This window comes from Natronorubrum texcoconense (assembly GCF_900100335.1).
Lineage (GTDB): Archaea > Halobacteriota > Halobacteria > Halobacteriales > Natrialbaceae > Natronorubrum > Natronorubrum texcoconense.
Genome location: NZ_FNFE01000006.1, coordinates 161807 through 184170, shown reverse-complemented (window position 1 = coordinate 184170; position 22364 = coordinate 161807). Strand labels below are relative to the sequence as shown.

Annotated in this window: 23 protein-coding genes; 9 read left to right on the top strand and 14 right to left on the bottom strand. The window is 61.6% G+C overall.

The features are described from left to right. Positions 1-40 precede the first annotated feature (40 nt). Positions 41-295 (bottom strand): hypothetical protein, encoded by a 255-nt coding sequence (locus BLT08_RS17505; protein WP_245724266.1) that lies wholly within the window; start codon positions 293-295, stop codon positions 41-43. A gap of 303 nt (positions 296-598) precedes the next feature. On the opposite strand from BLT08_RS17505, the gene BLT08_RS17500 reads away from it, so the two are divergent. After that, a complete protein-coding gene (locus BLT08_RS17500) occupies positions 599-1243 on the top strand; it encodes a LysE family translocator (RefSeq protein ID WP_090310533.1) in 645 nt (214 codons plus the stop codon). A gap of 129 nt (positions 1244-1372) precedes the next feature. On the opposite strand, the gene BLT08_RS17495 is transcribed toward BLT08_RS17500, so the two are convergent. Both BLT08_RS17495 and BLT08_RS17490 read right to left on the bottom strand, forming a co-directional pair. Continuing rightward, positions 1373-2275 carry a hypothetical protein gene (locus tag BLT08_RS17495; protein WP_090310530.1) on the bottom strand — a complete coding sequence of 301 codons (903 nt, stop codon included), beginning with the start codon at positions 2273-2275 and terminating at the stop codon, positions 1373-1375. Between the two features lie 395 nt (positions 2276-2670). Next, the gene (locus BLT08_RS17490) at positions 2671-2931 is read right to left on the bottom strand and encodes an amphi-Trp domain-containing protein (RefSeq protein WP_090310528.1); all 261 of its coding nucleotides are present in this window, start codon (positions 2929-2931) and stop codon (positions 2671-2673) included. A 201-nt stretch (positions 2932-3132) separates the two neighbouring features. Here BLT08_RS17490 and BLT08_RS17485 point away from each other — a divergent pair, with 201 nt between their 5' ends. Both BLT08_RS17485 and BLT08_RS23500 read left to right on the top strand, forming a co-directional pair. Continuing rightward, complete coding sequence (locus BLT08_RS17485; RefSeq protein WP_090310525.1) at positions 3133-3480, top strand: avidin-fold protein; 348 nt, start codon at positions 3133-3135, stop codon at positions 3478-3480. Positions 3481-3867: 387 nt separating this feature from the next. Beyond that, positions 3868-4134, top strand: a complete 267-nt coding sequence (locus BLT08_RS23500; protein ID WP_245724265.1) for a hypothetical protein — start codon at positions 3868-3870, stop codon at positions 4132-4134. A 191-nt stretch (positions 4135-4325) separates the two neighbouring features. Here BLT08_RS23500 and BLT08_RS17475 read toward each other — a convergent pair whose 3' ends face one another. Further along, on the bottom strand, positions 4326-5105 hold the full coding sequence (locus BLT08_RS17475) for an alpha/beta hydrolase (protein WP_090310521.1): 780 nt from the start codon (positions 5103-5105) through the stop codon (positions 4326-4328). A gap of 159 nt (positions 5106-5264) precedes the next feature. Then, entirely contained in the window at positions 5265-6443 is a 1179-nt protein-coding gene (locus BLT08_RS17470; RefSeq protein ID WP_090310519.1) for a redox-regulated ATPase YchF, read from the bottom strand. A 142-nt stretch (positions 6444-6585) separates the two neighbouring features. Here BLT08_RS17470 and BLT08_RS17465 point away from each other — a divergent pair, with 142 nt between their 5' ends. Then, positions 6586-6996, top strand: a complete 411-nt coding sequence (locus BLT08_RS17465; RefSeq protein WP_090310517.1) for a DUF2267 domain-containing protein — start codon at positions 6586-6588, stop codon at positions 6994-6996. A 15-nt stretch (positions 6997-7011) separates the two neighbouring features. Here the strand turns inward: BLT08_RS17465 and BLT08_RS17460 are convergent, their stop codons facing one another. After that, complete coding sequence (locus BLT08_RS17460; protein WP_090310515.1) at positions 7012-8043, bottom strand: DUF7344 domain-containing protein; 1032 nt, start codon at positions 8041-8043, stop codon at positions 7012-7014. 265 nt (positions 8044-8308) lie between these two features. Then, entirely contained in the window at positions 8309-9040 is a 732-nt protein-coding gene (locus tag BLT08_RS17455; protein ID WP_090310512.1) for a GNAT family N-acetyltransferase, read from the bottom strand. A 307-nt stretch (positions 9041-9347) separates the two neighbouring features. Here BLT08_RS17455 and BLT08_RS17450 point away from each other — a divergent pair, with 307 nt between their 5' ends. After that, positions 9348-9800: a hypothetical protein gene (locus BLT08_RS17450; protein WP_090310509.1), complete on the top strand. Its 453-nt coding sequence runs from the start codon at positions 9348-9350 to the stop codon at positions 9798-9800. A 67-nt stretch (positions 9801-9867) separates the two neighbouring features. Here BLT08_RS17450 and BLT08_RS17445 read toward each other — a convergent pair whose 3' ends face one another. The 6 genes from BLT08_RS17445 to BLT08_RS17420 all read right to left on the bottom strand — a co-directional run bounded on the left by BLT08_RS17445 (position 9868) and on the right by BLT08_RS17420 (position 18962). Next, positions 9868-10437 (bottom strand): DUF7344 domain-containing protein, encoded by a 570-nt coding sequence (locus BLT08_RS17445; RefSeq protein WP_090310506.1) that lies wholly within the window; start codon positions 10435-10437, stop codon positions 9868-9870. 538 nt (positions 10438-10975) lie between these two features. After that, positions 10976-11668 (bottom strand): helix-turn-helix domain-containing protein, encoded by a 693-nt coding sequence (locus tag BLT08_RS17440; RefSeq protein ID WP_090310504.1) that lies wholly within the window; start codon positions 11666-11668, stop codon positions 10976-10978. Positions 11669-12013: 345 nt separating this feature from the next. Beyond that, positions 12014-14311, bottom strand: coding sequence for a catalase (locus BLT08_RS17435; RefSeq protein ID WP_090310501.1), 2298 nt, complete (start codon positions 14309-14311; stop codon positions 12014-12016). Between the two features lie 245 nt (positions 14312-14556). Then, on the bottom strand, positions 14557-17985 hold the full coding sequence (locus tag BLT08_RS17430; RefSeq protein ID WP_090310498.1) for a PAS domain S-box protein: 3429 nt from the start codon (positions 17983-17985) through the stop codon (positions 14557-14559). 156 nt (positions 17986-18141) lie between these two features. After that, positions 18142-18441 (bottom strand): hypothetical protein, encoded by a 300-nt coding sequence (locus BLT08_RS17425; protein ID WP_245724264.1) that lies wholly within the window; start codon positions 18439-18441, stop codon positions 18142-18144. 125 nt (positions 18442-18566) lie between these two features. Next, the gene (locus BLT08_RS17420) at positions 18567-18962 is read right to left on the bottom strand and encodes an SPW repeat domain-containing protein (protein ID WP_090310491.1); all 396 of its coding nucleotides are present in this window, start codon (positions 18960-18962) and stop codon (positions 18567-18569) included. A gap of 283 nt (positions 18963-19245) precedes the next feature. Between BLT08_RS17420 and BLT08_RS17415 the strand changes: the two genes are divergently transcribed. The 4 genes from BLT08_RS17415 (at position 19246) to BLT08_RS17400 (ending at position 21175) form a co-directional block, all read left to right on the top strand. Further along, on the top strand, positions 19246-19704 hold the full coding sequence (locus tag BLT08_RS17415) for a response regulator (RefSeq protein ID WP_175529366.1): 459 nt from the start codon (positions 19246-19248) through the stop codon (positions 19702-19704). A 94-nt stretch (positions 19705-19798) separates the two neighbouring features. Further along, a complete protein-coding gene (locus BLT08_RS17410) occupies positions 19799-20023 on the top strand; it encodes a DUF8106 domain-containing protein (protein WP_090310486.1) in 225 nt (74 codons plus the stop codon). Positions 20024-20223: 200 nt separating this feature from the next. Further along, positions 20224-20691: a response regulator gene (locus tag BLT08_RS17405; RefSeq protein WP_090310484.1), complete on the top strand. Its 468-nt coding sequence runs from the start codon at positions 20224-20226 to the stop codon at positions 20689-20691. 277 nt (positions 20692-20968) lie between these two features. Continuing rightward, positions 20969-21175 (top strand): DUF8066 domain-containing protein, encoded by a 207-nt coding sequence (locus BLT08_RS17400; protein WP_090310481.1) that lies wholly within the window; start codon positions 20969-20971, stop codon positions 21173-21175. A gap of 373 nt (positions 21176-21548) precedes the next feature. On the opposite strand, the gene BLT08_RS22655 is transcribed toward BLT08_RS17400, so the two are convergent. Beyond that, positions 21549-21983 carry a hypothetical protein gene (locus BLT08_RS22655; protein WP_139171327.1) on the bottom strand — a complete coding sequence of 145 codons (435 nt, stop codon included), beginning with the start codon at positions 21981-21983 and terminating at the stop codon, positions 21549-21551. Between the last annotated feature and the right edge of the window lie 381 nt (positions 21984-22364).

Genomic DNA, 22364 nt, shown 5'->3' with positions numbered 1-22364 from the left:
GGAAGCCGCCGCTCGCAGCGCCGGTGTGCGCTCGGGGAGATCAGAACAGGTGCGGACCCCAGATCAACACCAGCCACGAAACGAGGCTCACGACGCCGAAGACGGCGAACAGCAGGCCGAACCACGACCGCTCCATGACCGTCGTCAGCCGGTAGCCGCTGTAGGCTGCGACGATCCCCGCGAGCGGAACCAGCAACGAGACGACCGCCGAGACGATCGCACCCAGCAGATGGGGCATGCTCTCCCGGCCCGCCTGCTCGAGGTCCTCCATCAGCGTCGGTCGTGATTCGCTCATCGCGTCGGTCCCGTGTAAGTTCTCGAGAGTATTAACGTATCAGGTCAGTCATCACCCCGCGGAGATCGATCGCGCTCTCGTCGCGCCGTGGGGAGTCACACGCCCACTCGAGAGCGAGTCGTCTCCAATCCGCCGAGAGTTTGCTCCGAGAAGCCGCGTCGCTTTTGTCGCCGACCGAGAAACTGGTCGACAGTGAACCGACAGCGAACCGACGCCGGGTATCGTCACACGGTCTCCCTCGTAGCCGCCAGTGGCGGCGGACCGTCCGAACCACGCGACAGCCCGCTCGAGAGGTGATACTCGATGCTCGAGTTCGTCGACGCCGCCCTGATCGAACCGACGCTCCTTGCGGTCTACCTGGTCGCAGCGGGTGCGATGATCCTCTCGCCCGGCCCCGATACGCTCTACGTGCTCACCAGGAGCGTCGGTGACGGTCGCGACGCCGGCATCGCCTCCGCCGCGGGGATCAGCGTCGGCGTGCTCGTCCACACCCTCGCGGCGGTCGTGGGACTATCCGCCGTCTTTCGGGCGTCCGAACACGCCTTCGCCACCGTCACCATCGTCGGCGCAGGCTACCTCGTCTACCTGGGCGTTCGGACGATCCGGGACGATGGGCTTCTGGTGGAAGATGACAACCCCTCGACTGCGAGTCCGTTTCGGGAAGCCGTGCTTGTCAACGTCCTGAATCCGCAGGTTGCACTGTTCTTTCTCGCGTTCCTGCCGCAGTTCGTCGATCGAGCCGGCCACGTCCCGTCGCAGCTGTCGATCCTCGGTGCGATCTACGCCATCGTGACCATGGGCTACCTCGTGACGGTGGCGGTCGGCTCGAGCGCCGTCCGACAGCTGCTGTTTACGCGACCGCGGGTCGCCGCCGGTGTGCGGTGGCTCTCGGGACTGATCCTGATCGGACTCGGACTCCGACTGCTGGTTGGGAGTGTATTCGGCTGAGGGCGAGTCGGACGGGCGACAAGGGGGCAAAAACTGAACGAGGACGGCCGTTCGACTCGAACAATGTTTACTGGATGTCGGTAGTCGAACGTCAATCGGCTGCGGGATGTCGAGAGTTGAATCCGACGATCAGTCTTCGACTGCGTCCATGACCGAGGTCGGACAGCCCGCTGGGACGGTATTTTGCGGATCGTTGCCGGTGCCGACGAAATGTACGGTCCCGCCGTAGTGATCCGTCCAACCGCCGCGGAACTCGTCGTCCCACTGCGTTCCGACGACGACCATGGTACTCCCTTCGTCCTCGGCGCCGGGAACGAACGAGTAGTGGTTCCCGTTCATCGCGAACTGGCTGTCTTTGACGAAGACGGGACCGGATGGCCACGCCCACACTCCTCGTCCCTGACGGTGTTGTCGGTCGTCGGTAACGGCGGCGACGCAATTATCGACTGTCCCGCGTGCGAGTCGGTAGTGAGCGATCCCGCAGTTTGCCGCATAACAGTTTCGGAAGGTTACCGTTCCGTCACCGTTTCCGCCCGGTGACGAACAGTAGAACGCGTTGTTCCCCATCTCCTGGACGTTCACCCGATCGATCGTGAGGTGGCCGTCGTGTTCGGGATCGAGCCAGATTCCGATTCCACCCTCCTCTTCGTAGACCGCGCCGTCGCCGATCCACACGTTCTCGATACGAGCGCTCCCGCCGTCGGTGACGGCCCCGCCGATTACGGTATTATCGTCCATATCGACCTGCCCGCGAACGCCGATGTTCCGGATCGTCCAACCCGATCCGTACGCGACGATCGTCACGCCGGCACCGCACGCCGTAACGTCGAATAGCACGTTCTCGAGCGTCTCGTCGTCGTTTACGTAGACGACCTCGCGCTTGCCTTCGGGGACGGTGACGGTTTCGTAGCCATCGTCCGTCGCGCTACCTGTACCCGTTCCGCCGATCATGCCCGCGACGGTTGCGCCGGTCAGGGTAAGGTACGATCGGCGGTTCAGAAATCCAACATCTTGGGTTCGTTTGAGGCTCATCTGTTACGACCCAATGGCCCACGCCGGAGTTTTAAGAAATAATTACCGTCCTCAAAAGTTGAAAATTCGGCATTCGGTAATGTAATCTACTAATTACTATTATCGATGGTTCGGCGGTATCGCGGAGAGTACTAGAACGGCTGATCGCCCTCGAAAACAGTTCCGTCCGATCGAAACGGCCTGTCCCCCGCGGTCAGCGCCAATGCAGTGATCCAACGGGATCGAACGGTCACCGCGCGGCCGTCAGTTAGTACTCACGGGCCTCGCGTTCGGTTGCGACTCGGTGCGTACGCACTGCTGCCACTGGCAAAGAACCACCGTCGGTACCGACACCAGAACCAAATTACTGTCGTGGTCGTGAGCCATCTCAGAGCAACGTTCCAGCGATAACGGTACTACTCGGCTTCCTCGGAAACGCCCGGCGGCTTCCATCCCATCTTCAGTGTCACCGTTTCGCGCTGTCCGCGCAGCAGCGAGGAGCGTTCGATAATGCCGACCTCGTACGCGATCGACTCCGGCGGCCGGAGATCGACCGTCTTGTTCCCGGTTCGGATCGTCGTTTGCTCGCCGTCCTCGAGTTCGTCCGCAACCGCTCGAAGGTGTTCGGCGGCTTCATCACGGGTGAGTTCGTCTGCGGAAAGCGTCTTTTCCACCATGGACCGGATATCCGGGACCGTCCGAAATAACCCGTGTGCCTAACAAATTGTGCGTTTCCGATGCTGACGAAACGGGTGACGTACTCCGGCTTGCGGGCTCGGGTGTTTTATACGATATCGAGCACGGTCCGATCCGACTTCGGGTCGCAGACTGACGTGGTTGACCACAAACACTATTCGCCCAGTTGACCCAGTCGAGCTATGGCAGCCGATATTTCGCTCGACGGACGGACGCTCGTTGGGGTCGCAAACGACGACGGCGGGGAAGTCGGCGCGGACACCGAGTTCCACTTCGAACAGAACGGTGAGCGGATCTACGCAAATTACTCCGGTGGGAAGATCGTCGACGGGCACCTGGTTGGGACGCTCGATGGTAACCAGTGGGACGTTCGATACGTCCAGATAAATGAGGACGATGAAACGGCTACCGGCCACTCCGTCGGCGTGGTCGAACGACTCGACGATGGGCGTATCAGAGTCGAAGACGAGTGGGAGTGGGAATCGAAACCCGGGGAGGGAGAGTCCGTTCACGAAGAAGTCAACCGATAGTATTCTGTTATTCTCGCCTGACTATTGTAGCTAACGTGGCTGCAGAAGCAGCTCTTCGCGTCTCGGGATTCCTCGTGGTTCGAGAAGCTGGGTTTCTCGTCAGCAAGCGAAGCCGTCAGCTTCGGTTGCTTGGGATACCGAGTGAGTACTGAACCAGAACGCCCAACCTTATTACATTCCTGTTAGATATGGCACAATATGATTCGGCGCTCGTATCTCGCACTCGGGATTGCTATCGGTGCCTCTGGCTGTCTCGAGTTCTCCGATCAAGACGTCTATCTCGGTGCGTTACGTCTCGAAAATACCGGGGAGACGAACCGAAGTGTCGATATCCGGGTTCAAAAAGATGGGGAGCAAGTCCACGAAACTACTGTGGACATCTCCGGTATGGAAGCCGACGGGAACGTGCTGAGCACGGAGTTCGTCGCGTGTGCCTGGCCGAACGACGAACCCGGCGAATTTGAAATTGCTGCGCGTCTGACCGATGACGACTCGTGGGAAGAAACGACAGCAGACGATGCGGACGGCGACGACTCCTGTCAGATGGTGTTTCTACGCATCGAAGAAACTGGAACACTCTGGTTCAACTGGGACGACTGCGAGCGCTACGAAGCGGAGCGTCCAGATACTGTCTGTGGCTACGGAACTGAATAAGGTCGGCCCTCCGAACGTTCGGCCCGACCCCAACCGACGATGGTCGACGGGTCGCTCTGATTTGAGTGCGGTGTGGTGATCAATTCGTACTCACGATCTGGATTGGTGTTCGTAAGTGCACATACTGTACACAACTTATAAACCATATCTTGGTCCTGCCTGATTTCTCGGTCACTACGGATGCGTATCCATTAGGACTGAATTCGCTCTATGAAGGTCACAGTTTGATTCACTGTTCGCTCGAACCACGGATTCTCGGTGAAAAAGAAGTGGTCTCCCGGTGGTGTACGCAGTTCGACATCCACACCCGCGATGTTGAGGACGTCGCGGTACGCACGCGTTTCACGCATCGTGAGCCACTCATCGTCTTCCGCGAGATACAGTAGTGTCGGCGGATGCGCGGACGTAACGCGCTCACGCGGTGACGCTTCCCGGTACCGCTCGGGAATCTCGGTCGGCGACCCACCCATGAACACTGCCGTTTCACCGTGTTCTTTCGCACCGAGTAGGTCGTAGGGCCCATCGAAACAGACGAGTCCGTCGACCGTCATCGCAGCGTTTTCGTATTCGTCATCGGGTGTCGGTTCGCTCGCCGCAGTTGCCCCCGTCAAAGCAGCGAGGTGAGCACCGGCTGAGTGTCCGCAGAGTACAATTTGGCGTGGCGTGATTCCGAACGGCTCTTCGTGTCGGATCCACCGAACCGCACTCTTCACATCCCGTACTGCGGCCGGATACGTCGCTTCGCCGGAAAGCCGGTAATCGGTCGTCAACGCAGGGATACGTTGCTCGGCGAATGCGCGACATCGGTCGTCAAAGAACGACCGGTCGCCGCGATTCCAAACGCCGCCGTGGAGACAGATGACGACCGTGTCTCTCCAATCCTCGGTAGACGGAAGAAACACGTTCGCAAGAAGGTCGCGTTCAGGGGTTTGTTTGAAACAGATATCTTGCCTTTCAACGACAGCACTCATGAAAACTAAACATCAATATTCCCATAAAAATGTTCGCAGAGAGTGGTCGGTTCCACTGGGGGGTGTACGATCTGTGCCACCCAATTTACTCCCCGCACTGATCGCCGCGTGAAACTACAGCACAGACAAAAAGCGAAAGCTGGGATTGTTCGACAATCGTCAGTTCGTACTCACGATCTTGATCACGTCTCCTTCCTCGAGTTCGTACCCGTCACTCACCTCCCGACTCGACTTCGCGTTGACGGCGTGGAGGTAGCCGTCGCCGATGTCTGAGTGGACGGCGTAGGCGAGGTCGACGGGGGTCGAGCCGTCGGGCAGGAGGAAGGCGTCGGGCAGGACGTTCCCGCTGCCGTCGGACCACTTCGCCGCGTCCTCGACCGGGTAGGCCGTGAGATACTCGAGCAACTCGTAGACCGCGTAGTTCAGCGCGGACTGCACGCCGGTGCCGTCCCACTCGTCCATCGTTCGGGCGAGTCCCTCGAGGGCCTCGCGCTGGGCGTCGTTGACGCCGTCACCGATCGCTACGCTCTCGTCGCCGGGATCGTAGTCGACGAGGCCGTTCTCCGCGGCGCGGCGAAGGGCGAGTTCGCCCTCCGCGGTGGTGGGGATGATCGGTTTATCCAACTCGAGTAACTTCTCGACGTTCTCCTGGGGCGCGACGTCGATCTTGTTCGCCGCGACGACGATCGGCTTGGTCCGTTCGCGGACCAGTCGAGCGAGTTCCTCGCGGTGGTCGTCTTCCCACTGGATGGGGTCGTCGGGATACTCCAGTTCCCGAAGCACCTTCGCGATCTGCGTCGGCGACGCGCCGAAGCCGGAGAGCATGTCGGCGAGCACCTCGTCGATGTCGAAATCGGGCGAGCGAGACTTGCGCTCGACTGATTCCCAGTTGTTCTCGACGATACCGGCCAGCCAGAGGTCCATCTCCTCCTCGACGAAGTCGATGTCCTCGAGCGGGTCGTGTTCACCGATATCGACGGGTTCGCCCTTCTCGTTGGTCCCGCCGGAGGCGTCGATGACGTTCACGATCACGTCCGCGTTCGTGAGTTCGTCGAGGAACTGGTTGCCGAGCCCCTTCCCTTCGTGGGCACCCGGTACCAGCCCCGCGACGTCGAGCAGTTCGATCGGAACGTAGCGCTTGCCGTCCTCGCAGTTGTCGGCGTTACAGCGCTCCTCGCGCTCGAGGCAGGGACACTTCGTCCGGACGTAGCTGACCCCGCGGTTGGCGTCGATGGTCGTAAAGGGATAGTTAGCGACGTCGACCTCCGCCATCGTCGCTGCGGTGTAGAACGTGGACTTGCCGGCGTTCGGTTTCCCGGCAAGCGCGATCGAAAGCATGCCTCTCAGTAGCATCGTCCCCTCAAACTGTCTTTCGATTCCCGTTACTGGCGTCGATGGTCGAGCACGCGGTCCCGCCGTTGTCCCAGCCCTTTCGACTGAAGGGTTCAAACTCACCAGTGACCGGCGTAGACGAACGACTATGCAGTACGATGCCTTCATCGGCGAGGTCCAACACCGCGCACAGCTCGACTCCCGAGAGGCCGCACTGAGCATCTCCCGGGCGACGCTGACGACGCTCTCCGAACGGATCCAACCCGGCGAGGCGGAAAACCTCGGCGCACAGCTCCCCGAAGAGCTCGGCCGGTTCCTCGAGGACGTCGACGACGTCGAACGGTTCGCGTTCGACGACTTCGTCGACCGCGTCGCCGAGCGCGAGGAGATCGGCGACGACGACCCGGCCGACGCCGCCTTCCACGCACAGGTCGTCGTCGACGTCGTCGCGGAGGGCGTTACCGAGGGCGCGCTCGACGATATCAGGGCGCAACTCCCCGACGACGACGGGTACAATGAACTGTTCGAGATCGCAGAACACGAAGGGAGTCCGGCGTAAGATCGATTTCGGCGACTATCGAGTCCCTGGCTCGAACGCCTCGAGCAGCGCGGACGCATCGCGAACTCCTTCTTCGAAGAGTGCGCGTTCCGGCGCGCTGGCACGATCAGCGTGCGGATCCCAGTCGATGGCGCGAATAGCAGCCAGCCGCGGGAGCGTCGCGTGCCGAAGCGAGACCGCTGCGGGAGCGGCGCGCTGGTCGGTGTGTGCGGCGACGACGCGCGCGAGATCGGCGAGCGACTGCGGGTCGTCGGCGTCGTGGTACAGCCGTGCGAGGACGATTCGCGACCGCTCGTCCCGCAGGACCTCGAGCACGGTCTCCGTCGTCCCCGGAACGGCCGCGACCCGTTCGACGCTCGGCTCGAGTTCGCCCGGTGACGGAGCCAACGGGTCGGTTTCGTCGGGGACGATCGGCACGGCTGAATCGGTGGCTTCGATACCTGCTTCCGGCTCGTTCGAGCCGAGCGAACGGTCCGTGGCCGGTTCCGGAACGGTCAGGCCAGGTGCGCTAGCTGACGTGCTCGCGGCTGACTCCGCGGTCGTCTCAGTTTCGGAGAGTGCCTCCCGCTCATCGCCGCAGTTTCGTTCCGGGTCGTCCGCCCGTGTGGTCTCGTGATCCGTATTGGACGCACTCTCTCCGGACGTCGCGCGAACGGCGGCGACGAATCCCGTCGCGCCGCCGACCGCCGCGAGCGTCGTCACGAGCGACAGCGGCTGGTGGATCGTCCCGCCCTCGAGGGAGACGTAGAGCACCAGCCAGCCACCGAGCCCGCAGGCGGCGACGATGCCGATCGAGACCCAGGTCGCGACCCGAGTGCGGACGGTTGGTGCGACGTTTCGACTGGCCAGCCAGTAGCCGCCGGTGGCGAGGCCCGTCGGGACGAGAAACGAAACGAACAATTCGAGCGCGACGACCGGCTGTGTAGTCGGCGCGGTAACCGACTGGACGATACCGGCGGTCGCGAGGGCGACCCCCATCGCGACGATCGCGGCGCTCGACTCCCCCCTCCCCTCCAACTCGAACTGCAGGGGGGTGTAAAAACGCATACTCGCGCCTTCTCCAGAGGATCACATAAAGTATCGTGTCGGCTCAGTCTTCGTTTCTCGAGTCGGAAACGCAAACGGTCCCGACTGGCTTACGTCGGGTCTGAACGTGACACGTCGTCACGAGAAGGATCAGTACGGTACCGTACACACCGCTCAGAACCGAGCGATCAACTATCGGTGGCGCGCACTGAACCGAAGCGAGCGAACAGCGAACACCGGCCCGAACGTGGCGAGGGATAACGATTCGAGAGAGCGAACAAAACGTCTACAGCACGAGCGCCATCATCACCTCGTCGACGTAGTGACCGTTGAGCTTGTAGTGGTCCTCGCGGACGGCCTCGGTCTCCCAGTCGTGGCCCTCGAGGAACGCGATGGCGTCCTCGTTGCTCGAGGGGACGCTCTGGTAGACGCGCTCGTAACCGTTGGAGCCGGCCCACTCGAGCCCACGCGAGAGGAGGTGCGAGCCGATGCCGTGGCCGCGGTACTCCTCCAGGACGCCGACGGTGAGTTCGGCGGTGTGGGAGAGCTTCTCTAGTTCCGGTGCGTGGAGGTGGACCCAGCCGACCACCTCGTCTTCGACCGTCGCGACGAAGAACATCCGTGACTCGATTTCGTTGTGCCGCAACAGGGCATCCTGATGGTCGATCTCGTCGGCGACGCTCTCTGCTTCGATATACGTCTTCTCCTCGGCGACCTGCCGAATCGCGCCGACGATCCCCGTGAGGTCCTCTTGTCTGGCCGGCCGAATGTGGAACTCGAGATCCTCGGAAACGTACTCCTCCTCGGCCCCCGCGTCGATCGTGACTCGGAGTTTGCCGTCCGCTTCCTCGAGTTGCCCGTCGCGTTTGAGGATCGCGACGTGGTGTCGGAACCCGCTGGGATCGATTCCGAGGCTCCCCTGTACGTCGTCCGGATCGACGGCCCCGTGGCGCTCGACGTGCTCGTAGATCCGTTTGCGGTCGTCGTGGCCGAACTCGAGGGGTTTATTGGATGCCATGACACAAGGTACCACCTCACAATACTTAACCCTTGGCCGGCGTAACGGGCCGTCGACACCGGTGCGTCACCGCTCCGCTCTATCGGGGAGATGGTGTGCCCCGACTGATCTGAGCGCACGACAGTTGCGGAGCGATGCGTCCGCGCCCGCCAGGCCGGACTTAATGAACCAACAGGTGAATCCGGAGAGCCTTTCGCAGCCGGTTCTTCCCACCGAGTACGTGAGATGACGATACGGATCGCTGTCCGTCGCTGAACGGAACTCGACTCGAGCGAGTCGATCGCAGGTGTCGATCTCACGTGTCCCCATGATCGAAACGGAGGTGGCGGTTGCTGGCGGTGCACTCGTCCTCGCGGTAGCCACCGGACTGGTGGCCCACGAGTGGCTGCACGCACTGACCCTTCGACTCGCTCGAATCGACTACACGGTGACCTACTTTCCGGATCGGACCGACGGGGTCGTCGGTCTGCTGGCGAGTTGTCCGTGGGCGGCCGTCCGACCGCATCCGACCGGTCGGGAACCTGCCTGGCAGCTTCGGGCTGCAGCCCTCTCCCCGTTCCTCCTGGCTGCGCCCGTCTTCGCACTCGGGATACGTGGCGTGCCGGTCGAGTCGCCGGTCGTGACGGCGATCGGTATCGGCTGGCTGGCCTGTTCGATCCCCAGCCCGCAGGACTTCTCGGTCGCCTTCTACGCCCACCGCGCCCTCGAGTCCGAGTCCGTCCGCGAACCGAACACGGCACCAGCTTCCTGCGCCGATTGACGGTCGTCGCTTCGTCGCCGTGTGCTCGCGGGCCGCTCGCTCGAGTTTGCTCTCGATCGGAGAACCATTACGCTTCAGCGAACGCCGAGTAGACGTGCACAGCCGTGACGACGGCAAACGCCAGCACGGTGAGGACCGAGACGGCGAGCCACGGAACCGAGACGAGGCCGCTCGCGGTCACGGCGAGAAGCAGTCCGGAACAGCCGACGGTCCCCGCGTATCGGTAGGGCCACGGATCGTCCGACGCCGACGACTCGACTCCCGCCAGATAGGGATCGAACTGCGGCGTCAGGTCGGTCGCGGTGATCGTCCCGCGGTCCTTGTCGTAGTTGATGATCCCACGGGTGTCCAGTTTCGGGAGGTGGGATTGGTACAACGAGATGTAGACGCGCTGGCGCTGGTCTGAGTGGAGGTTCTCGACCGTCGTGTCGTGCTCCCAGGCGGCGACCTGTTCGGCGAGGTCGCTCAACAGCACCGGATCGTCGTTCGTCCGAAGGTAGCGGAGCACGTCACGCCGTCGACGCGTCTGTAAGATGTGATAGATGTCGTCGGGATCCAGCGAGGAATCGTCGTCCGCCGTGGACGCTCGAGACGTTTCTTCACCGACGGATCGTGGTGAAGACGCAGATGGCGCCATTGTCGATACGCTAGCACCACAGAGCGTAGATAAGTATCTTCCCCGTCTCGAGGGACGACTCTCTCGATCTCGAACGTGCGGTGAAAAGGCGTGGGCCGAATGGTATGCAGTGGAGCGGCCCGTGGGATCTGAGACCGGCAGCCACACAGCCACGAGTGGCCGCCGTGATTGAGCACGAGTGAACCACCGGCGCTATAGAGCACTCGGTGATGTCGCGGAGTCGGCGTCTCGCCGACAGGAATTGTTTGTTTCCGTCCAATAATAAACCTGTCCGTTGCGGTAGATTCGACTATATGGTGAAATTATGCGAAGGCTCGGCCAATTATCCCGGAGAATATATCTCGGTGCGATATAATTCTCCCTTCAGGCGATGCAAATTAATCGTTTGTGAGACTCGCCGTTGGTAGCAGCGACTCATCAGGACGGTTCGTCACGGGTGGCGAGGTACCGATGGTCGCCGGTCCGAACGATATCGCCGATCGGAAAAACGGCGTCGAACCGATCCGTCGAACGGATCGAATCGATCCGCAACTCGCGCTCAGGGATCGATCGCCGTCGGCTGCATTCCGTCCGTCAGTTCGGCACTGACGAGCGTGGAGTGACAGCGCCGCAGTCGCTCCGAGAGCGCCTGATGAGAAACGTCGAGTTCGGCGGCGAGTTCCTTGAGCGTAATCTGACGGGGAATGTCGAAGTAGCCGAGTTCGTGAGCCTTGCAGATCGTCTCGTACTGGGTCTGCGTCAGCGGCGTCTGGGCGCTCTCGAAGTCGTCCATGCCGGTCAGACGCGTCACGTCGACGTTGTAATCGTACTGTTCGAACAGTGCGTAACACTCCGAGAGCGACCCTCGATCGTGGAAGAGCAGTTTCACCGACCACGTTCCGTTCTGTCCGCAGGCCGCCAGGATTGCACCGTCGTTCTCCGCGACGATCTGTTCGAACAGTTTGACGCTGTCTCCGAACTCGAGTCGGAACAACCAGCGCTCGCTGTCGTCGGATTCGTTTCCGGCTCGGAGGCTCCGTTCACCGCCTGTCAAACTCGCGATCACGTCGACCGACGGGTCGGCCTCGAGCGCGTCGTGGACGGTCCCTCGATCCGGACCGATGACCCAGACTAGCGGCGGCGAATCCCCGATCATCCCACCGATCTGGCACTCGAACGTCGGCACCCGATCGAACGTCCGGGCGATCCCGAATCGATCGGCCGGTATCTCGAGTTCGACGACTGTCGTCATGCTCGAAACCCACCACAGAGACGTATAGACGCGTTGGGTTTCCGGTAGCCTTTCCCGCCACCCAATTGCCGTGACTCTCGTTGTTCGCGGAGTGTTTTGAGCGGTGAATAGTTCACCGATACTAGCCGACCGTGTCGACTTTGTGGTAGCTCTCACGCGTTGCAGCCACCAGAAAAGTTATAGTACGAGTGTAGGATATATTCATTCAGCCGAGTGTGGAAACTTGGTCACAGGGAATGCAGATCGGCGGTATCACGTTTTCTCGTCTCCGCGACCCAGTAGCCACGCGACTCCCCGCAGGCTGCGCCACGCGGACCCCGAGCGGGAGTCGCGTCGCTCACCGCCCTACGCGGGCACTTCTTCCGGCTCTCGGTCCCAGTGGCGGTGCTCGGCGATGGCATCGCGGAACGCCTCGGCGAACGCCTCGAGATCGTCGCTACGACAGGTGACGACGCCGGCGTCCGACACGAGGTCGCCGTCGTCGGCGAGTTCGGTGTCCGGCAGGTCGACCGCCTCGAACAGTTTCGTGCCCTCGCCGACCGCGGCGATCGGTTTGTAGTGTTTGAACGCCTCGGCGACGAAGTGCTTCGGGTCCCCCTGCTGGACCATCGCGTCGACGCTTTCGCTGCCGCCGGGGACGACGACCGCGTCGAACGAGACCGAGGCCGCCGCGACGTGGTGTTTGTCGGCGTCGACCGTCTCGCCGTCGGCTCCCGACTTCTCGCCGAGGAGTTTCGAGACGACCTTGACTCGGGCGCCCTCCTCCTCGAGGGCCGACCGGAGCGTCGAGACGTGTTCGTCGTCGAATCCGTCGTCGACCAGCATCGCGATCTTGCGGGTCTCGATCGTGTCCGGGGTCCGGTTTTCCATGCTGAGCGACGGGTCCTCCCTGTCGTGAGTCGGCATCTCGTCGCCAGGTTCTTCGGGCGGTTCGATCCCGATCCCCTCGGCGACGCGCGTTGCGAACTCGTGGTCGACGTTGTTGAACAGGTCGTAGACCATCCGCTCGCGGATCTCCACGCGCTCGACCTTCCCGAGCTCGAAGTGAGCGGCGTCGACGATATTCTGCTTTTCGGGCCCGGACATGCTGTTCCAGAACAGCCGCGCCTGCGTGAAGTGGTCCTCGAAGCTGTCGCTCCGGTTTCGGATCTTTGTCCCGTCGATCTTCTCGGCGTAGTGCTCGTAGCCGCCCTCCTCTTCGGGGACTTCCTGCGGGTCGTCGTCGCCGATCGAGTTGGGCTTGTAGGAGACGTTGCCCTCGTTGATCTCCTGGCGCATGAAGCCGGCGCGCTGGTTGTTGTGCCGTTCGGCGACCGGTCGGTTGATCGGGATCTCGTCCCAGTTGGCGCTGCCGAATCGGTTGAGCTGGGTGTCCTGATACGAGAAGAGTCGTCCCTGCAGGAGCGGATCGTTCGAGAAGTCGATCCCCGGGACGACGTTTCCGGGGTGGAACGCGACCTGTTCCACTTCGGCGAAGAAGTTGTCCGGCGTCTCGTTCAGGACCATCTTGCCGATCGGCCGCACTGGGACTTCGGTCTCGGGGACGATCTTCGTCGGATCGAGGACGTCGAAGTCGAACTCCTCGGCCTGCTCCTCGTCGAAGAGCTGGACGCCGAGCTCCCACTCGGGATCGTATCCTTCCTCGATGACGTCGTAGAGCCCTTTTCGATTGAAGTCCGAATCCTTCCCCCAGAGCTTCGTGGTCTCGTCCCAGACGAGCTGGTGGGTGCCGAGTTTCGGCGTCCAGTGGAACTTGACGAACACCGACTCGCCGTCGTCGTTGACCAGTCGGAAGGTGTGGACGCCGAAGCCTTGCATCATCCGGTACGCGCGGGGAAGCGCGCGCCCCGAGAGGACCCACATGATCATGTGCGTGATCTCCGGTTTGAGCGAGGCGAAGTCCCAGAACGTGTCGTGGGCAGCCGACGCCTGCGGCATCCCGTCGTCGGGCTCGGGTTTGATCGCGTGTACCAGGTCCGGAAACTCCATCGCGTCCTGGATGAAGAAGGGCGGCATGTTGTTTCCGACGAGATCCCAGTTCCCCTCCTCGGTGTAGAACTTCGTCGCGAACCCGCGAACGTCTCGGACGGTGTCGGATGAGCCACGAGAGCCGACGACCGTCGAGAACCTAACGAAGACGGGCGTCTTCTGGTCGGGGTCGGTCAGCACCTTCGCTTTCGTCACCTCCTCGAGGTCGTCGTATTCGTCGCCTACATCCGGATCCTCGTAGGGCTGGAAGTAGCCGTGGGCGCCCGTGCCGCGAGCGTGGACGACCCGCTCCGGGATCGATTCGTGGTCGAACTGGGTCATCTTCTCCCGGAAGTGGAAGTCCTCCATGATCGTCGGCCCGCGCTCGCCGGCTTTCAGGGAGTTGTCCGTATCGCTGATCTTCACGCCGTGATCGGAGGTGAGGTCCTCTCCCACGGGATTCTCACGAACCTCGTCCAGTTGCTCCTGTTTGCTGCTCTCGTCCATCTCCCCGTCGTGGTCGTCGCCGGTTCCGGCCCGGCTCGACGACGATTCGGAGGCCTCTCCGGAGCCGTCGGCTCGAGGTGCTCCGCGGTCAGTATCCACGTCGTCGTCAGCCGACTCTTCGGATCGATTCTCCGTTCGGTCGTGCTCGGCAGGTTCGTCTGTAGTCATCGGTAGGTCGACGGTCAGGCGTCCCGGCAGAGAGACGGGCGAGAGCGCAGGGCGGCCGACGACCGTCGTGGCCCGATTTCGACAAACGGCAACGTAATGCTCATCCAGTCATGTGCTTGCAGCCGCGGGCCGAGCCAAAACGCGGGACGCGCTCCGTCGTCGACGCCATCGCGTCAAACGTCGAATACGCCGAGACATCGATCGGAAAACCCACGAAGAGTGACGGCGTACCGGTCTCGTCCGCCCTATCGATCGGTGTCGTCAGCCGCCGGCAGCGTGATCGTAAACGTCGAGCCCTCGCCGGGCTCGGAGTCGACCAGAATCTCGCCGCCGTGGCGTTCGACGATGCGCTGACAGAGCGCGAGCCCGATCCCCGTTCCCGGATGCTCGTCGCGGCTGTGCAGCCGCTGGAACACCTCGAAGATCCGTCCGGTCTCGTCCGGATCGATGCCGATGCCCTCGTCCGAGACATCGATCCGCCACTGCGGTCCCGCTCGCTCGGCGCTGATATCGATCGCGGGCGGTTCGTCGCCCGAGTACTCGATCGCGTTCGAGAGCAGGTTCTGGAACACCTGTCGGAGCTGGTCGCCGTCGCCTGTGACTCGCGGCAGATCGTCGACCGCAATCTCGGCGTCGGTCTCCTCGATCTGCAGGCGCAGATTCCCGAGCACGTCGTCGACCACGTCCTCGAGATCGATCGGCTCGAGCGGTTCTCCTTTCGTCTCGACGCGGGAGTACTCGAGCAAGCCCTCGATCATGTTCCGCATCCGATCGGCGCCGTCGACGGCGTACGCGAGGAACTCCTCGGCGTCGTCGTCGAACTCGTCGGCGTAGCGTCGCTCGATCAGCTGGAGGTAGCTCGAGACCATCCGGAGCGGTTCCTGCAGGTCGTGACTGGCGGCGTAGGCGAACTGCTCGAGGCGTTCGTTCGACGCCTCGAGGCGCTGCTGGTACTCCTTGCGTTCGGAGACGTCGGCGAACGTGATCACGGCTCCGGCGATCTCGCCGTCGTCGTACAGCGGCGTGCCGCTGACCGAGACCCAGATCCGCCGGCCGCCGGCCCGACGGACCCCCATCTCGAAGTCGTGGATCGTCTCCCCCTCGCGAAAGACGCGGTAGGGTGGGATCTCCGGCGTCGAGAGGGACTCACCGTCCGGCTCGACTGGGTCTAACCCCTCGAGATCGGCGACGACCTCTTCGAACTCGCCTTCGGGATAGCCCAGTATCTCCCGCGCACGGCGATTGACGCGGTCGAAGTCGCCGTCCGCGTCGAGCGTGACGATCCCGACGGGACTGGTGTCGACGATCCGTTCGACGAGGTTTCGTTCCTCTCGGAGCGCGCGCTCGTGCTGGTTTCGCTCGGTGACGTCCTGGGCCATCGTCATCCCCGCGAAGACGTCGCCGCGCTCGTCGGTGATCGGGACGGCTCGAACGACCCACTCCCGGTCGGCGTACGTAAGTTCGATCGATCGCTCCTCGCCCTCCTCGAGGACGGCCTCGAAGAGCGGTTCGAGCGCGTCGGCGGCGGCCTCCTCGTTCCACGCGTCGCGGAAGTGGCTCCCCTCGAGGTCGGAAGGGGTGGCCGGTATCCGTTCGAACCCTTTCCCCGCCGCCAGCGTGTATCGGCGGTCGTGATCGAACAGGGTGACGATTCCGTTGGGGAAGTACTCGATGAGGGTGCGGTAGCGCCGCTCCGACTCCGTGAGCTTTCGTTCTCGCTCCTTCCGGTCGGAGATGTCCCGGAAGTAGACCGAGAGCCCCGTCTCGGAGGGGTAGGCGTGAATCTCGAACCAGGTCTCGAGCGGGGCGGGGTAGTAGAGTTCGAACGAGGTCGGTTCCTGGGTTGTCATCGCCCGCTCGTACTCCTCGCGAAGTTTCGAGTCGGCCGCCCACTCGAACACCTCCCAGAGATTTCGGCCGAGCAAGCCCCGGTCCTCGACGTCGATCAACTCCTCCGCTCGATCGTTGACGTAGGTGAGCGTCCAGTCGTCGTCGAGGGCGTAGAAGGCGTCGGTGATCCGGTTGAGAATCGCCTCGAGTTCGCTCTCGAGTTCGCGTTCGCGCTCTTTGAGGGCGGTGACGTCCTCCGCGGTGGCGACGACGCGGTCGACGGTCCCGTCGTCGGCGAGAATCGGAACGGCGTTCGTCACGAACCACCGTCGGTCGTCCGCACCCGGCGTCTCGAGCTGGAGCACTCGATCCAACACCGGCTCGCCAGTCCGAAGCGCCCGTGTGAAGGGATGGGTCCCCTGTGAAACAGTCTCGCCGGTCGCATCGTGGATCGTCCCGCCCGCCTGCGTGTACGTCTCGAGACTCGACGCTGGTAGCTCGAGGATCTCCAGGTAGCGCTCGTTGGCCCGGGTCACTGCCCCGTCCTCGTCGAACACCACGATCCCGACGGGGCTGGTCTCGAAGACGCGATCGATGAGGTCGCGTTCGCGCTGGAGCTGTTGCTCCCGTTCTCGCTGATCGGTCATGTCGCGGGTGACCTTCACGTAGCCACGGTGCGTGCCGGTCTCGTCGACGACCGACGTGATCGTCACGTTCGCCCAGAACCGGCTGCCGTCCTTTCGCACGCGCCAGCCTTCCGTTTCGATCGAGCCTGCGTTTCGCGCTCGCTCGAGGGTTTCTGTGGGAACGTTCGTCCTGCAGTCGTCATCAGTGTAGAACGTGGAGACGTGTGAACCGAGTATCTCCTCGCGTTCGTACCCCTTGATCTGTCGGGCCCCTTCGTTCCAGCTGGCGACGTGGCCGTCCGAATCGAGTCGGAAGATGGCGTACTCCTCGACCGCGTCGACGAGCGACTGAAACCGCTCCTCGCTCTCCTGGAGTGCACCTTCCGACCGCTTCCGGTCGGTGATGTCGTAGTAGAGTTCGACACGGCCACCCGCGTACTGGCCCGAGCTGATCGGCTTGCTTCGGTGCTCGAGCCAGCGTTCCTCGCGTCCGGTCTCGGAATCCGCGGTGACTCGGCACTCGAAGCGTTCGACGTAGCTGTTGTCGTCGTACGTCGCCAGCACGTTCCGTGCGAACGAGTCGGGGTCGGCGAACCTCTCGGCGACCGACTCCTCGATTACGGTCCGTTTGTCTCGCCCGACGACCGACTCGCGGTCGAGTCCGAGATACTCCTCGATGGATTCGTCGATCCATCGCACCTTGAACGACTCGTCGAGGATGAAGACGCCGATGTCGGCCTCGTCGACGACGCTCGTGATCGAGTCGTAGGACGCTCGCGCCGACTCGAGCGTCTCCCGTTGTCGTTTTCTGTCGGAAATGTCGCGTGCGACGCCGATGGTGCCGGCGAACTCACCGTCGTCCAGCAGGACGTTGATCCGCAACTCACAGGGGATTCGGGAGCTATCAGCGGTGTGGATGGAGAGTTCGATCGGCGACAGCTTGCCGTCGCCCTCGAGCTGGGTGCGAATCCCGCGGTTGATGCGTTCGATATCCGCCTCGTCGACGACGAGCGAGACGTGCTCGCCGATGAGTTCGTCGCGGGAATACCCCGTCGTATCGACGATGTTCTCGTTGACCGCGATGAAGTGTCCGTCCGCATCGAGTTGATACACGCTGTCGTCGATCGTATCGACGAGCGTCCGGTAGCGCTGCAGCGCCACGTCGTCGTCGACGTCCCCCCAGAACGTCAATCCCGTGGCATCCGCTCGATTGCTCATACGTGCTGTCGTCGCTCTAGAGTCGGATAAAGTCCCCGCCGAGTCGAACCGGTTCGGAACGCCTGTAGTGGATCTGATCCGGAGAGACCGCAATCTACCGACTCGAGTCGCGAGCAGTCCGCGTTCTCGGTCCCGCCACGACCAGTAGGGATGGCGTCAGATCGACTGCCGGTAGCCACACGTCGGACACGTCATCATGCCGTCGGCGATCAGGAGATAGCTCCGCTCGCAGTGGCCACAGGGGCAGCCGATCGAAACGCCCGCCTGTCTGGCTACTGCACGGAGCGTGTTCTCCAGCAACGGGAGCCGCGTTTCGACCCGCTCCAGACGAGCGGTTACGTCCCGTAGCTCGGACGCCGTCCGCTCGAGGCGTGGCGTCGGGTCGGCAGGGGACGTTCGCCCGTGACGGTAGTCGCATCCACGGTCGTTCGTCCGTACGGGTATTCGAGGCGTCATCGAACAGTGTAGACCGCGGAAAAACATATATGTGTCTCGTGGTCGAGTCAAGCGCTAGCACCGTCGAAACGTCGTCCAGTCTCGGACGAACACCGGACCCGGGCCGGGAGCCGATGCGGACGCGGTCAGGCGCCGCTCGCTCTCGCCTGCGTCAGCTGCCAGCTCCCGTAGATGCTCCCGCCGGCCAGAATTGCCACGAGCGCGCCGGCGATCACGTTACTCCAGAGGAGCCGGTCTGCAGTTACCTCGAGGACGAACGGAGCGGCGAGCACCCACAGCCCGAGGAGCGCGGCGAGGGCCGGTGCGGCGACGCTCGGCAGCGGTCCGCCGTCCGGCCAGCCGGCGGTGTACGCTGCGAACGCGGCGATCGCCGCGCCAGCGAGGACGTTGTTCATGATGATCGGGCCGGAGCCCGTCAGGAACACCCCCGACCAGAGGATCCAGGCTCCGAGCGCGGCGGCGAATGCGGCCGTCCGCACCGGGATCGGTGATCGATCGGTCGTCGTGCGTGTCTCGCTCATACCGTCCGTACGCACCCTGCGATGCTAAATGTGGACCAAGCATTGTGCCGCTGACAGCTGTGTCGGTGATCGGATTTCGTTCCCGTCCCCAACGGCTTCGCTCGCGATACGGGTTCCGTCAACCAGTGAGCTTTCCTCGAGTGGTTTGGTATCTCACCTATTTGGTCGAGGGGGTCAGAAATGACCGTTCGACGAGTACAGCGGATAGACAGGCGTATTTCGCCGACGAGGGGTGTCGGAATCGGACCCTCGCAGTTTTATTCTCTCAGACGAATTAGTGCCTATGACTTCGGGGGACACGCGGATGGACGGGGTGATCGACATTCTGTTAGTCGAGCCGAACCCAGGCGATACACGACTCTTCACCGAGAACTTCAGGGACGCGAAGCTACTCAACACGATCCACTCCGTTTCCGACGGCGAATCCGCGCTCGCGTTCGTCCGCCAGCGCGGCGAGCACGCGGACGCCCCCCGACCGGACATCATCCTGCTCGAGCCACAACTCCCCGGAACCAGCGGGATGGACGTGCTCGCGGAACTCAACGGCGACTCGGTGCTTCGTGAGATTCCCGTCGTCATCCTCACGAGTTCGAAAGCCGGCGAGGATATCGTCAAAGATCACGATCTCGAGGCCGACTGCTACATCCGAAAACCGGTCGCTCCGGAGGAATTCGTCGATTTCGTGCAGTCGCTCGAGGAGTTCTGGTTCGCGATCGTTCGGAATCCGGCCGACAGCGACTGACGACACCGCCCATCGCTCCCCCGAACCGATCGAATCCCGTGTCGAACCCGATCTGCCCGACACCGTTTTCGGCGTTCGTCACTTATAAATACGTATGACGACTCCCCCATCCACAACCGACCGTACACCCTCCAACAAGACCGTTCTCTACTGTTTCGACTGCGGGCACGAGAGCCCGTCCGACGGCGACTGGACCGTTCGGCCGACGACCGACGGCGACAGATACGACTGCCCCGAGTGTGGGACGACCATCACCGTTCGGCCGACGGAGACGACTCGAGGCCCCGACCAACAGACCACGTCCTGTTACTGCACCTGAAGTCGAATCGTCGGTCCCGCCGTGCGCTCGGCCGCCACTCGCGGCGTCGTTACGGGCGACGTGTACAGTCACGAAAGCGCTTCCGTCAACGAACTCACTCCCTGATCTACGGGCCGTCGTCGGGCCAGACTGACCATATTTGAAGACTATATCGGGTCCGTTAGAGTTGCGCTTATACGCTTGCAGTGTCATGCACGGATATGGCGCCAGCAGACGACGAGAGCGATGGCGAGATCGGGGAGACGATCGACATCTTACTGATCGAGCCGAATCCCGGCGATACGCGGCTCTTCGAGGAGAACTTCAGAGACGCGAAGCTCATGAACGCCGTCCACGCCGTCACCGACGGCGAGGAGGCACTCGAGTTCGTCCACCAGCGCGGCGAGTACGCGGACGCCCCGCGACCGGATCTCATCTTGCTCGAGCCACAGCTTCCCGGCCAGAGCGGTATGGAGGTCCTCGCGGAACTGAACGGCGAGCCCCCGCTCCGTGAGATCCCCGTGATCGTGCTCACGAGTTCGGAGGTGGGCGAATCGATCGTCAAATCTCACGATCTCGAGGCGGACGCGTACATCCAGAAGCCGGTCGAGACCGACGAGTTCATCGAGTTCGTCCGGGAAGTCGAGGAGTTCTGGTTCGCGATCGTCAAAACCGAACCCGCCAACTGACTCTCCGATCGCTCTCTCGGTCGACCACACCAACTGGCTACGGCTCTCGTCGTCACGCATACTGGTTCGCTCTCTCGTCTGTACAAATTTGTCGCTCGCACTGCCGACGGCGACTGTCGCGTGAGTTATCCGTTATCGTCGTCCTCGAGCGGTCGGTTCGAGTTTTGCACAGCATGTACTGGCTTACATACTCGAGCCCTGTACGCCACAGTGATTGTACACCATTTGGAGAACCTGTCACCAGAACGTTTATTTTCGAACTACAAGTGGATGGTGTATGGCTGCCACAAGTCGCGATCGGTTCGACCGCGAACAACTAGCCCTGATCGTTGGTCTCCTCATCGGGTTCGGTCTGCTACATTCCACCGTCGGACCGGAGATACTCACCGTCCTCAGTCTTGTCGGCCTCGCCGCGGTCGTCTACGCGCTCTATCTGTTCTACCGATTGGTCGTGGCCGTCGAGCGTATCGCCGACAAACTGTAGCTGGACGGTACTGCGGTACTCACCCGATGTGTTCGTTACCGTTCCTTCGCGTTCTCATAGTCATTCGACGTTCTCCCGTCCGCTCTCGCATCGCTCACTGGGAGAGGAATAGCTGTGGCTCGGGAACCGCTCACGACAACAGTATCGACCGAACGCCTCCGAAATTGTGTCGTCGGAGGGAATGGATCTGTTGGCAGTATCGCTCGAAAGTCGCGATTTGAAATAGAGATTGGCCAAAGGAGAAAGTAAGCGAGCGAACGTTAGCGGAGAGATCCTTGAGGAATACTTCGATGCTCGAACTTCCGCAGAACGGAGGAACTCGAGGCAGCAATACTTAGATTCGCTTTAGAGTGGTCCCGTTATTTCCTCAGACTTATTTTTTCAGTTGATTTAGAACAGGGATTGAATCCATCGCCATACTTAGCCGCTGAAATTTCCTATCGCGAGCGTCTTCCAAAGCTTTATCAAAATTAATATGTACCTTACCCGCTACGCTTTGGATTTGCATTCGTTGATCTGATGACAATGAATCATACAATTCTACTTCTTTCCCAACCAATTCTTTGTACATGTCAACATCATCGGCAAATATAAAATCAGGACTGGCGAATCTCGAACGCATGTTTTCAAGATAGAAATTGTACTGCTGCCTCTGAGCATCTAATTCTTCAATTGAACATCCAGACAGACGCTCATATGAAAATCGATTCTCTATATGTAAGAGGCGTCGTTTCAGAAACTCATCGGCGCTTTCATTAGTTCCTCTTTCTATAAAGTGAAACTCTCCTGACTCTTGTTCAATACTCATTACCCATATTACTCTTACAGGCTACAAAAGTCTTATTCAATGATATTATTTCTGCAGTCAGCAGGAAGGGACTGATCCGTGCAGCTGACTATTTTCACTAAGCGCCTTTATTAGAATCATCAGACGGGACGGACCCGCGTGACCCAACTGAACGGGTTCCAAGTTTGGACGACTCTTGAGTATATAACAAACTCGAAAAATGGACCGTCCTCTGTGGGTCATGAATTGTTCGGTGAGGGAATGGGGTCGGAGGGATGTTGAACCACGGTCGCAGCAAGCTGCTCCCTGATTCAAATCCCACCTCTTGCATTACTCACCGCTCACGATGTTGTTCGCGGTGAGGAAATGGGGTCGGAGGGATGGATGCTAGTGTTGTTTGAC